11 protein-coding genes are annotated in these 12,239 nt (G+C 50.4%); 6 read left to right on the top strand and 5 right to left on the bottom strand.

Features of this window, described 5'->3' with window-relative positions; translation table 11 throughout:
* Nucleotides 1-71: 71 nt before the first annotated feature.
* Nucleotides 72-788 carry a response regulator transcription factor gene (locus VK70_RS24640; RefSeq protein WP_025693655.1) on the top strand — a complete coding sequence of 239 codons (717 nt, stop codon included), beginning with the start codon at nt 72-74 and terminating at the stop codon, nt 786-788.
* Nucleotides 772-2,952 (top strand): sensor histidine kinase, encoded by a 2,181-nt coding sequence (locus tag VK70_RS24635; protein WP_046723894.1) that lies wholly within the window; start codon nt 772-774, stop codon nt 2,950-2,952. Before VK70_RS24640 ends, VK70_RS24635 begins: the two co-directional genes overlap by 17 nt.
* Nucleotides 2,953-2,975: 23 nt before the next feature.
* On the opposite strand, the gene VK70_RS24630 is transcribed toward VK70_RS24635, so the two are convergent.
* Nucleotides 2,976-3,485, bottom strand: coding sequence for a MarR family winged helix-turn-helix transcriptional regulator (locus tag VK70_RS24630; RefSeq protein ID WP_025693658.1), 510 nt, complete (start codon nt 3,483-3,485; stop codon nt 2,976-2,978).
* Between the two features lie 148 nt (nt 3,486-3,633).
* On the opposite strand from VK70_RS24630, the gene VK70_RS26830 reads away from it, so the two are divergent.
* From VK70_RS26830 to VK70_RS24610, 4 genes are all read left to right on the top strand, one after another.
* Complete coding sequence (locus tag VK70_RS26830) at nt 3,634-4,392, top strand: flavodoxin family protein (RefSeq protein WP_025693659.1); 759 nt, start codon at nt 3,634-3,636, stop codon at nt 4,390-4,392.
* 120 nt (nt 4,393-4,512) lie between these two features.
* Nucleotides 4,513-4,899 carry a helix-turn-helix domain-containing protein gene (locus VK70_RS24620; protein ID WP_025693660.1) on the top strand — a complete coding sequence of 129 codons (387 nt, stop codon included), beginning with the start codon at nt 4,513-4,515 and terminating at the stop codon, nt 4,897-4,899.
* Between the two features lie 81 nt (nt 4,900-4,980).
* The gene (locus VK70_RS24615) at nt 4,981-6,186 is read left to right on the top strand and encodes an MFS transporter (protein WP_046723892.1); all 1,206 of its coding nucleotides are present in this window, start codon (nt 4,981-4,983) and stop codon (nt 6,184-6,186) included.
* Nucleotides 6,187-6,203: 17 nt separating this feature from the next.
* Nucleotides 6,204-6,920 carry an SDR family oxidoreductase gene (locus VK70_RS24610; RefSeq protein ID WP_036642619.1) on the top strand — a complete coding sequence of 239 codons (717 nt, stop codon included), beginning with the start codon at nt 6,204-6,206 and terminating at the stop codon, nt 6,918-6,920.
* Between the two features lie 139 nt (nt 6,921-7,059).
* Here VK70_RS24610 and VK70_RS26825 read toward each other — a convergent pair whose 3' ends face one another.
* From VK70_RS26825 to VK70_RS24590, 4 genes are all read right to left on the bottom strand, one after another.
* Nucleotides 7,060-8,643: a response regulator gene (locus tag VK70_RS26825; protein WP_025699434.1), complete on the bottom strand. Its 1,584-nt coding sequence runs from the start codon at nt 8,641-8,643 to the stop codon at nt 7,060-7,062.
* Between the two features lie 29 nt (nt 8,644-8,672).
* Nucleotides 8,673-10,418, bottom strand: a complete 1,746-nt coding sequence (locus VK70_RS24600; RefSeq protein WP_025699435.1) for a sensor histidine kinase — start codon at nt 10,416-10,418, stop codon at nt 8,673-8,675.
* Between the two features lie 73 nt (nt 10,419-10,491).
* On the bottom strand, nt 10,492-11,325 hold the full coding sequence (locus VK70_RS24595; RefSeq protein ID WP_025699437.1) for a carbohydrate ABC transporter permease: 834 nt from the start codon (nt 11,323-11,325) through the stop codon (nt 10,492-10,494).
* A gap of 2 nt (nt 11,326-11,327) precedes the next feature.
* Nucleotides 11,328-12,209 carry a carbohydrate ABC transporter permease gene (locus VK70_RS24590; protein WP_201778738.1) on the bottom strand — a complete coding sequence of 294 codons (882 nt, stop codon included), beginning with the start codon at nt 12,207-12,209 and terminating at the stop codon, nt 11,328-11,330.
* Nucleotides 12,210-12,239: the final 30 nt, after the last annotated feature.

Below are 12,239 nucleotides of genomic sequence, written 5' to 3'. Positions count from 1 at the left end.
CAGCATTAATTGTTAACTAACTTGACATGGTTTCAGTCTTGTTTGACCAGATCATGGGGAGGGATCTTACAATGCCGGGAGAGATGATCATGCTCGTCGATGACGAAGCGGATATTGGAGAGATCATTGAAATGTACGCGGTATCGGACGGTTTTCAATTCCAGCAGGCGATGAACGGGGCCGAGGCGCTTCGGATGGTGGATGCGTATTCGCCGGAGATCATTATTCTTGACGTGTTTCTGCCGGATATTGAAGGCTACGAGCTCTGCCGGCAGCTTCGCGCGGTCACTGATGCCCCTATCGTATTTCTTACCTGCAAATTTACGGAAATGGATAAAATCATCGGACTCAGCGTCGGCGGGGACGATTATATGAGCAAACCGTTCAGCCCGCTCGAGCTTATCGCCCGGATCAAAGCCCATTTGAGACGCACCCGGATGGCTATGCGGCGGATGGAGGAGCCGAGAAAGGCCAGCATACTCGCCTCCGAGTCGCTGCAGGTGAACCTCTCCGCGCATGAAGCTTATTTGCACAGCCAGCGTCTGGAATTATCCGCGAAAGAATACCAGCTGCTCACCTTTTTCATGAATCATTCCGGACAGGTGCTGACGGCGGAGCAGCTGCTGGACAAGCTGTGGGGATACGGCAAGGGCCTTGGCAGCAAGACGCTTCAGGTGCATATTGGCAACCTGCGGCGCAAAATCGAGGACGATCCGGCCAGACCCGAACGAATCGTAACGATTCGCGGCGTCGGCTATAAATTTTGCGAGCATGCGGCGATTATTTGACTTCTGCAGGCACCTTCAGGACCGATTCGCGCCAAAATCGCTGGCGGCGCAGCTGCTGTGCGTGATGCTGCTTAGCGCCGTCGTGCCGCTTCTGCTGATTGGCTGGCTGACAAACGAGTCGACGCGAAGTCATTTTGATACCTATGCCAAGATGCAGACGGGTCTTGTTGAACGGGATTACGTAACCATCTACCAGTCCTACTTGCAGGAGCAGATTTATGCCATCGACGCTGAAATGCGTAAGGTTGAGCATGCCGTAACAACCGCCCGAAGCCAGGCCGAGGCCATCCTTAACGGCGGCGCGTTATATCCCGGCCGTCCGCTTGCCCTTACCTCTCTCGGAAACGGGGCCTATGTCGAGGACCACGGCAGATGGGCCATCAAGCTGACCAAGGAACCTTCAAGCGCTTTCCCGAGGTCCATGCTGCGGGATTTGGCGCTCAGCACCTATCTGAACCCTTTTTTCGCGGGAGAACTGGACCGTAATCCCAATATTATTGCCATGTACTATATGCATCCGCTGGGCGGTACGCTCTCTTACGGCTCTCAATCGGGATATGGCCGTCTTTTTAACGGAGAGGGTCCGATTACCAGCTATGCCTTCTACCGGGATGCCCTGCAAATTTCAAGCTCCGAGGATAGAGTAGTCTGGACGAAGCCGTATTGGGACATCACTCCGAACGGACGCGTCTTCACGGCGACGGCACCGATCTATGACAGCAGCGGTACGCTTCGCGGCGTCGTGGCCGCCGATGTTACGGTTGATGATTTTGTGGCTCATGTCCTGGGCGCCCATTTTAAGAGCAGCGATGCTTTCGCCTTCCTGCTTGGCGCGGATCATCAGATGATGGCCGTTCAGCGTCAGGGCGCCGCAGTGATCGGTCAGCTTGATCCCGAGGAATTCATAGCGCTTGCGGAGGGCAATGGGTACGGACAAGCGGTGCTGGACGGCCAGACCAAAATGCTGTTTGCCAAAAAAGTGCCCGCCACGGGCTGGTATTTGGGCTACGTGCTGCCAAAAGAACGGCTGCTCGCCGGTGTGACCCGCTCCTCCTCGGAGCTCACGGCCAGCACAAGCAAGCATCTGTTCCATCAATTGACGCTCATCTCCATCATTTCCTTCCTCCTTTGCACCGCGCTTGCCGTTCTGCTGTGGCTGAGAATTTCCCGGCCGCTTAAGCGGCTGGACGGCGCCTTTCACGATATGGGCAACGGACAGTTCCGATTTACGCTTAAGGACACGCGCATCCGGGAAGTGCATCGGCTGCTGCAGTCGTTTAACCTGATGTCCGCCCGAATCGGAGAATTGATGGAGCAGCAGACGAAGCTTCAAGAGGAGCTTGAGCACAAAGTCGAGGAACGAACATTTGCGCTAAAGCAGGCGAATCATGAGCTGCGGCAGCGAATCGACGAGCTGACGCGGCTCGGGAACTGGCGGAAAAAATGGTTCTCCCATATCTCGCATGACTTGAAGACCCCCGCGACAATTGCCGGAGGATTTATTGAAGCGATCATCGACGGCAAAGTTCAGCCGGCGCATATCCCGCGCTATCTGGGTAAGATTTCGGACCGCCTGTGGACCATCAATCAGTTGGTGCAGAATCTGCATGATTTAAGCTTGCTTGAGACCAGGCAGACCCGGTTAAAACCCGAGACGATGCCTGTATATGCCCTGCTGGAACGATTGCTTACTAAATGGAACGATCCCCTTGTACTTAATGGGCGAACATTGAACTGCGAGCTGCCGATGATCATGGACACGCCCGTCAACGCCGACGTCCACTATTTGGGCAGAGCGGTCGACAATGTGCTGGATAATGCGGTGAAGTACTCCCATCCGGGCTCTGCCATTACCATTCAAGCCCGGATGACGGCCTCTTCTCTGCTGCTGCATGTGAGCGATTTCGGTATCGGCATACCTTCAGAGTCGCTGAAGCATGTATTCGACTCCTTCTACCGGGTCGATCCTGCTCGCAACAGCGGCGTTCCGGGGAGCGGGCTGGGGCTAGCGATCGCCCGCGAGGTCCTTCATATGCACGGCGGCGAAATTCATGCCTCCCTGAACGAGAATCCCGGATGCACGTTCACGATCGAAATTCCGCTGGAGGAAGTTGAGCAGGAAGTTAGTCGGATAAGCAAAGACCCCGTTAGGCGTAATGCCTGACGGGGAATTTTCATATAATTTATTTATCCTTTGATTCCAATTCTTATATGTTTTAAATTTTCTATAAAAGATGTTAAGCTTTCATATTCCAAAGATCCCAGTAGTCTGCTTAATAAAGCGAAATGCTTTGGACAAAGCTCATCCATAAGTTTTACACCCTTTTCAGTTATTTTAATTGTCAGCATTCTCCCATCAGAAGGATGTTTACATCTTTCTACAAGCATATCTTTTTCTAGACCATCTAAAAGTCCACTAATTGTTGCTCTTGTAACATTTAATTGGCTGCTTAATTCAGATGGTATTAATTGATGATTCTCCTTGTTGTACAAAGTCATAAGTACAGAAAATTTACCATCAGATACCCCATATTTTTGAAATTGACTATCCACTATCTTTAAAATTTCATCTGTAGTTTTAATTAAATATAAACATGCCTGAATAGCATTTATATTTAAAGGGTTATTTTCATTTGAATACTTTAGCAAATCCTCTTTTTTAGGTATGTCTTTTAAATCGAAATTAAAATTCCCCATAATATCCTCCACATAAATATATTGACAAAATTAGTTAGCCGCCTTATTATAATAGTAAATTAATGGTATTCTTTTGTCTATATTTTTTTAATCATTTAGTTAGGCGCCTTATTATATATCTAATTTAGGTGAAAGGAATGATACGGTTATGAAAGTATTAGCAATAAATGCAAGTCATAGGGGAGAAAAAGGATTTACTCAGTTTTTAATCAATCAAATTAGAAGTGGAGTTATTGGTGCAGGATCTGAATTTGAAACAATAGTTCTTAATAAATATAAAATTAATCAATGTTTGGGTTGTGAATTATGCCACACAGGAAAAAGTTACTTGAAATGTATTTATGAAGCTAAAGATGATATGAAAGTTATTTTGGAGAAGATGTCTAAGTCAGATATTATTATATATGCCACACCTATTCATGTTTTCAATATGTCGGGATTAATGAAAAACTTTATTGACAGGTTTAACTCTACAGGGGATATAAGCAAGGTTACTGTATCTAAAAAGGGAATATTTTTTCATCACATAAATGCCGATATTTGCTCAAAACCTTTTGTCTTATTGACTAGTTGTGGAAATATTGAGAATGAAGCATCCAAAAGTTTAATATCCTATTTTAAAACTTATTCTAGATTTATGGATGCACCAATGGTTGGTGTTCTTGTAAGAAAGTCTAGCTTTTTACTAAAAAGTATGGATGAAAAATCCGTTCCTAAAAAAGCTATAATACTCGATGCATTTCGTCAAGCTGGAAGAGATTTAGCTACAAAAGGCACAATCAGTAAAAAAAGCAAAAAGTATGCTGAACTAAATATTCTACAAATCCCTGTTTTAATAAAAATTTTAATGAAGATAAGACCTCTAAAGTCAACACTTGTTAAAAGCGGATTGATTAAATTAAAGTGAGTACTAGGGGTGAAGGAATATTAGTGTGATCAAGTGAAAAGTAACGGTAACAACGTTTGACATCAGCCCCCCTGTTCATTATACTTACCATAACGTTAACGTAATGGTTGGAGGATACAAATGGAATCCAAAATGTTGATCGGAGAACTGGCTCGCAGAGCCGGGGTGACGCCCCGGACCATTCGGCACTATCAAGAGCTCGGATTGCTGGGGAATGTCGAGCAGGAGAGCAACGGATATCACTATTACTCGGATGAATCGCTGCAGCGGCTGAACAAAATCGACGTTTTGAAAAAGCTCGGTCTCAGCCTGGAGGAAATTCAATCCGTCATCGATCTGTATTTTGAAGAGCCGTCCATGATTAAAGGCAAACAGAAGGTTCTCGAAATATTATCGAAGCAACTGAAGGAAACCGACAAAAAGATGGAGGCTCTGGATCAGTTCAGGCAAGAGATTCTGAGCAACATGGCCCGGATACAGCTTATGATTGACGAACTGTCAAACTAAGCGGTGTCCGATCCGTGTTTTTATCCCCAAACCATTACGTTTACGTAAATGTTGTTGTTGGAAAAGGAGGTTTAATGTCTAATGATTGAAATGAGTAAATCTCGTCTCGCTTATACGGCGGCGCTGTTAACCGTGTCGGGGATTGCTGTCGTTTCGCTGCTGTATGTGATGATTCCGCTAACGCCTTACGTGATCGCAGAATTTTCCGTAAGCCCCATTCAGGCTGTCTGGGCGAGCAGCATCTTCAGCATGGCTTTCGCTCTGGGGAATTTGTTCTTCGGCACCTTGTCCGACAGAGTGCCGAAGAAGCGATTGATTCTCGCGGGACTCATTCTGCTTGTCATATGCACCTTATCCGTGGAACTAGTCTCAACCTTTACCCCGTTCCTCTTGCTGCGGGCGGCGCAAGGCTTTCTTGCCGCTTCGTTTCCTCCGGTCGCTCTTGCTTATGTCAGCGAAGTCATCTCCCCGGCGCAGCGTCCCAGTGTGATTTCCTACCTGAGCTGCGGATTTTTGCTTGCCGGAGTGGCCGGACAAATCTTCTCCGCCGAAGTGGCGGCAAGCTGGGGAATGAAAGCGGTGTTCGCCAGTTTAAGCTTCATCTACGTCATTTTGATCGTGATCTCATTGCGGCTGCCGAAAGATCGCCCGAGTGCCGAACGGCCCGCGAATGGCCCCGGCGTGTTCGAAGCATTCCGCACTTTGGTCCGGATTCCGGCGCTGCTCGTCTCCTACGGGGCGGCGGTAACGATTTTAATGAGCTTTGTCGCCATGTTCTTCGGTTTGAACGAATTTGCGGTGGAGCATCTGCATCTGTCTCCCGATCGTATTCTTTGGCTCAGACTCATTAGCATGACCGGAGTGGTGTGCGCATTGTTTTGCGGCTCCTGGATCCGCCGCTTCGGGCCTGTTCGCGTCCTCGTGGCGGGCTTTCTCACCGCTGCGGCCGGATTGGCCGGGGAAGCGGCGTTATCCGGCGTCAATATGGCGCTGTTCATCGCCGCGACGGTTGTCTTTGTCGCCGGAATCGCTGCGGCCGTTCCGTCGATCATTTCCCGGATCGGCCTGCTCGGCTCGGCCGCACGCGGCATGGCTCTGGCGCTCTACGGATTTTTCGTCTTCGTCGGCGCAAGTCTGGGGCCCATCCTGGACGCTGCGCTGATGCCCTTCGGATTCGCGGCTTTATGTGGGACTCTGTCCGTCATTATGCTTGCGGCGGCGGCCGTTTCGGCGTGGAGCGCCAAACCGTCGGCGGATAAAGAACGTCTGAATGCAATTAATTCCTAAAGAGGAGATGAATCGAAATGCAAGGAAAACGCATAGTTATAATCGGAGGCAGCTCCGGAATCGGTCTGGCGGCGGCGAAACAGGCAGCGGAGCTTGGAGCGGAGGTTATCATTGCCAGCCGCTCCAAGGAACGGCTGAAACACGCGGCCGCAAGCCTGGAGGGGAAAGTACAGACAAGGGCGCTGGATATGCGGAGCGAGGACGATCTCCGTACGTTTTTTGCGGAAATCGGGAATTTCGATCATTTAGTCATTACGGCAGGGGAAGTGAAGCACGGATTGGGTAAGGTCCTGGACATAGATGCGGCAAGCGCCAGAGAACAGTTCGAGAGCCGCTTTTGGGGACCCTACCTCGCCATTCGTTACGGCGCACCCGCTATCCGGGAAACCGGATCGATTACACTGACGAGCGGAGTATTTGGCGATAGAGCAGTTCCGGGAGCGGCGGTGCCGTCCGCCGTGCATGGCGCTCTGGAGAACTTGGGCCGGGTGCTGGCCGCCGAACTTGCTCCGGTGCGGGTCAACGTCGTCTCCCCTGGATATGTCGATACGCCGATGCATGACGGAATGCCCCCAGAGCAAAAGAAAGCCTGGTTTGAACAAACCGCAGCCACCCTTCCGGTACGACGCATAGCATCGGCGGACGACATTGCGGGCGCGATTCTCTTCTTGATGCAAAATACGTATACGTCCGGGATTACGCTGACTGTAGACGGAGGAGCCAGACTCGTCTGAGAGCCGGAGCATTATTGCGGCAGGGCTGGCCATCTTCAACCACCTGAAAAAGCCTGCAGACCGCGTCCGCTTAATCAGCGAACGAAGGCCGCAGGCCTTTTTTTCGGCCCTGATGCTCTTCTTAAATGTTTATATACACTCATGACGAACAGCTTTCTTCGACTCTGATCATATGGTCCTCTCTGTACTGGCCGGGGCTTACGCCCACATGCTTCTTGAACACCTGGCAGAAATACCGCTGGTTATCGTATCCGACGTTCTGCGAGATTTTGGAGATTTTGAAGCTGCTTTCCCTCAGCATCCGTTTCGCCTGCTGAATGCGCAGCAGCGTGACGTATTCAAGAATCGTCTGTCCGGTCGATTTGGAATACAGGTGGCTTACATAGGAAGCGTTAAGGTCGAACCGCTCCGCCAATTGATCGAGCTGAATATTTTCATGGTAATGGGATTCCAGATAAGCCTTGATTTCTTGAACCACCTTTTCTTTTAAGGAAGTCTTCGTAACGTTCAAATAAAACTGCACACCCTGCGCGCAATCGTGGCACTGTTTCTGCAATGAGGCCCAATCCGGCGCTTCCAGCATCCCTTCGATCAGCCGCGAACGGTCTTTGATCACGCTCCCGATCTTGATTCCATAGTCCCGCTCAACCAGATCGAGCAGCCGGTTCACCCACTGGATGCCGATCTTCTTCAGGAAAACAGGAGCCATCCATCGCCCCCTCCCCCACTCCGTCCAGCGTTCGAACAGCTCTTCAAACGGTTTCTGTTCGTAACGGGTAAACGATTCGATCCGGTCAGACCATTCGGTGAGCCATCTTTCGGAAGTGCGGGCGATCTCCGGCCATCGGTTGCCGTCCGTTACCGGAACGCCGAAGAACAGCCCCATTTGACAGGCCTGGTCCGCCGCCAAAAAAGAGAGATGCGCATCCATGATTCCGCTTACAACTGGACCGATTCCAAACGACAAGGTAAGATCGTCCGAGTCCGGGGAGCCATCATCTGAAAACGCTGCGGCCGCAGCCATCAGAATTTCCGGTAATGACTCGGATTCCTCCAGAGCCGCCATGCATAACAAGATGACTTTCTGCTGCTCGTAGAGCAGCTCCACGTCGATTCCGCGACTCGACAAAAAGCCGAGAAGGGCATCCGTAACGCCATTGTTCTTCATCCGTTCGAGCCAGAGCGCCGCCGCGCTTCCGATCACGATGGCCGCAAACTGGCTATACCGTTCATACGGCGCCCTATCGAACGACGGTCGCTTGGCATGGACGATGAGATCGGTAAACACCGCCCGATCCAGCGCTTTGGCAATCCGCAGCTCCAGGCGATTCCCCGCCGGGTCCCTTTTACGCTCCAGACGCTCAATCGCTCTTACGACGGTCCGGGACACTTCCTCAAGCTCGGCCGGCTTAATCAGATAATCCACCGCCTCCAGCTCAATCGCTTCTTTGGCGTATTCAAACTCGGAGTATCCGCTCACGATGATGCATTCCGCTTGGCAGCCCTTCTCCTTCAAGGAGCGAATCAGCTCCAGCCCGCTCATCCCGGGCATCCGGATATCGGTCAGGACAACGTCCGGATCGGACTCCAGAATCCGCTCCAGCGCCTGCCTGCCGTTGTTGGCCGTCCCCGCGATCCGCACCCCGGATGCGTTCCAGTCGATCATGGTTGATAGCGTTTCCACCACAAGCTGTTCATCATCCGCTATAAACAGTTTATACATGATGTGTCCCCCTCCTTCATAGCCAGACGTTAATCGATGATGCCGATCTCAAGGGTAACTTTGGTTCCGGCTCCCGGAACGCTGTCTATGCGAATCCCGCGGTCTTGACCGTAATGCAGTTGAATTCTCTCCTGTATATTCCTTAAAGCATATCCCCTCGGCCGCAAACCCGCATCCGCAGCATCAAACCCGACTCCGTCATCCTCGACCTCGAATACCAGCGTCTCTCCTTCCCTTCGGCCCCGAATGGCGATGTTCCCTTTGTCCTCTTTTAGCTCGATGCCATGAAAAATCGCATTCTCCACGAGCGGCTGGATCAGGAGCTTCAGCATGCGGATCTGCTCGATTCCCGGCTCGATGTCGATGTCCACCTCAAATTTTCCGTTATAGCGGACGTTTTGAATCTCCAGATAATTTTTCACCTGGTCGATTTCATTGCGGACAGTCGTAATATAATCCCCGTTGTTCAAGCTCAATTTAAAAAAGTTGGAAAGGGACATGACCATTTTGGAAATATTTTTGGCGCTGATTCGTTCCGCCATCAGATAGATGGAATTCAACGTATTGTATAGGAAATGAGGGTTGATCTGACTCTGCAGCGCATGCAGCTCCGCTTCCTTTTCCTTCAGCTTGGCTTCGATCAGCTTATCCGACAGTTCGCTGTTGGTGCGGAAAGTCCGCAGGAATTGATTGCCGATCTTTCCGATTTCGTCCCTCTCCTCAAAGAGGATGCCTTCGATTTCCTCCCGTTTGGCCGCTTTACGGGCGACGGAAGAGAGCAGAGTCAGCTGCTTGGTGATCCGTTTGGAGATCAGATACGAACCATAGGCAGCAAGCAGAAAAGCCGCCAGCGTCAAGGTTAGCGTAACATTGCGGATCAGGACGACTTCCGAATTGATGTTGGAATAGGGGATCATGCTGACCACTTTCCACCCTGTCCCCGGATTCGTATCGAAGGTGACGACATACCGTTCTCCGCCCACCATATCAATGCGGGTGCCACGTTCAGGCAGATCGTAGAGCAGGTTCAGTTCCTTTTGCGGAATCTGCTGCAAATCGGCGGTCCGGGAATTGTAAAAAATGACTTGATTTTGATCCAGAATCATTAGATGCCCGTTCTCCGCATTCGTAATGTCTTTGAACATTTCGTCGAATACCCGCCTGTCGATGGAAATGATCAGCATGCCGACCGGTTCGAGCGTATCCAGGTTGTTTAACCGTTTGCCGTACAGCAGCAAATCCGGACTGTTCTTGACGAGACGGACCTCATCACTGTTCAGCCACACTCCCCGGCCGCCCATGTCGCCCACCTGCCGGTACCATTTTGACCGGGAAACCGCCTGATAGATATGATCGTATGTGAACCGGTCCCACTGGTTCGTGATGATCAGCTCCCGTTGCTCACTGCCGACATACACGTAACGGATATACGATTTGTTGTTGGAAATATTGACGATCAGGTTGCGGGTGGCGTTTTGGAGGTCATAGATTTTTTTGAAATCGTTCTTGTCATAAGAAAGGAAGTTCTGTACGTCACGGGAAGACAGCATCAGCTTCGAAATCGTCTCAACGTCATTGACGAAAGTCTGGATATTCCAGTTGATGGAGCCGAGCAAATTGGAGGTGGTATCGGACACCTTGTTCTCGGCCACCTTGCTCAAATAGACAAAGGTTAAAGAGGCAATTAGGACAAGTGGCAGCAGGGAACAGCCGATGGACAAAATGATGATTTTGCTCCGAATGCTGATCGACAGGAACGGCCGGGTTATTTTCATGATATCCCTCTGTCCGAAGAAGAGTATGAAGCCTATATCTTCAGTATACCTTTGCCCCGGGGTAGATGGTAGATCAACCTTTAGTCGCTCCCGCGGTCATGCCGGAAATCACGCTTTTGTTGAAAATAAAGTACACCAGCATGGTCGGGATGGTCGTGATGCTGATTGCCGCATAGGTCGCTCCCCAATCCGTTAAGCCGTACTGGCCGATGTAATCCATCAGACCAACCGGAAGGGTCCGCGAGCTCAGGTCGTGAATGAACGTATTGGCAAAAATAAACTCATTCCAGATGAAAATCAGATTCATGACGACAACCGTGACGATCGTATTGCGGGACAGCGGAAAAATCATCCGCCAGAACACCTGATAAATCCCGCAGCCGTCCATGACGGCGGCCTCCATAATCTCGTTCGAGATGTATTTGTAGAAGCTGACGAATAGATAGATCGAGATCGGCAGAGCAAATCCCACTTGGGGCAAAATAAGGGATGTGAGCGTATTGATAATCCCCGTTTTGTTATACAGAATGAACAGCGGAATAAGCACGACCTGGATTGGGATCATGATGCCGCACAGGAACAGGAACAGCACGCTTTGGGCCCATTTAAACCGCATCTTCTCGATCACGAAAGCGGCCATGGCGCTGAACAGAATCACCAAAGCGATAGTCGTCACGGCGACGATGAGGCTGTTGGAAAAATAAGTGCCCAAATTCCCTTTGCGCCACACGCTGAGATAATTTTCGAAGGTGAACCGGCTGGGCAGGCTGAGCGGATTACTGCTTGAAAAATCGGTGGGCGCCTTAAAACTGGAGATGAACACCCATATAAGCGGATACACTTGAATGATAAGCAAAACGAAGGAAATGACCGCCAGAAACGCCTTGGAATAGCGGGAATAGTTCATTGTCAGGTCTCCTTACTCTCCATCATCCGTCTGATAAAGGCGACGGCTATGAGGCTTTCTATGACGATAAATACGGCCATCGCGCTGCCGTAGCCGAAGTCCAGACTGGAGAATGCGGTTTTGTACATATAAGTCGGCAGCAGCTCCGTCACCCGGCCCGGCCCCCCGTTCGTCATGAGATACGGGATATCGAACCCTTTTAGAGCGCCCGTAGTGGCCATAATGATCGAAACCGTCAGCACCGGCTTAATCAACGGCATTTTAATCGACCAGAACAGGTCCCAGGAAGAAGCCCCGTCAATTCTCGCCGCCTCCTCGATATCGGAAGGAATGGACAGGAGCGCGGTATACAAAATGATCATATAAAGACCGATATAGCGCCAGCCTTCGGGTACCGATACGGCGCCTAGCGCCCATTTCAGGTCGGACAGCCAGGGCTTGCTCCACCCTCCCAAACCGAGCTGCTGCAAAATAAAATTCAATATGCCGACCGGCTCAAACGAATATAAGCTTGTGAACAGCTGCGCTATGGCTACTGATGTGATAATCGCGGGAGCGAAGTACAGCGTTTTAAATAATTCCCTGCCTTTGGTGATGCTGGTCAGCAGAATGGCAACCAGTAAACCGAGAAACACCTGCATGGCCACAATGATGAAAACATAGATCAGGTTATTGCCGAACGCTTTCCAGAACGTCTTGTCGCCGCCAAACATTTTGGCATAATTGGCAAAACCGATATAGACCATATCGGAAACCCCATCCCAGGAGAAGAAGCTGAAATACATCGACCAAAGGATGGGAGCCAGAACGGTGAACACATACACCAGCAATGCCGGCAGCAGGAAGACGAGAACGGCTTTGCGATTACGGAGGATTTTATCCATACCCTTGCTCATTCCCCACTTTATTATTTT

It is taken from the genome of Paenibacillus durus ATCC 35681, from assembly GCF_000993825.1.
Classification (GTDB): domain Bacteria; phylum Bacillota; class Bacilli; order Paenibacillales; family Paenibacillaceae; genus Paenibacillus_AQ; species Paenibacillus_AQ durus_B.
This window is presented reverse-complemented; position numbering and strand designations above follow the sequence as displayed.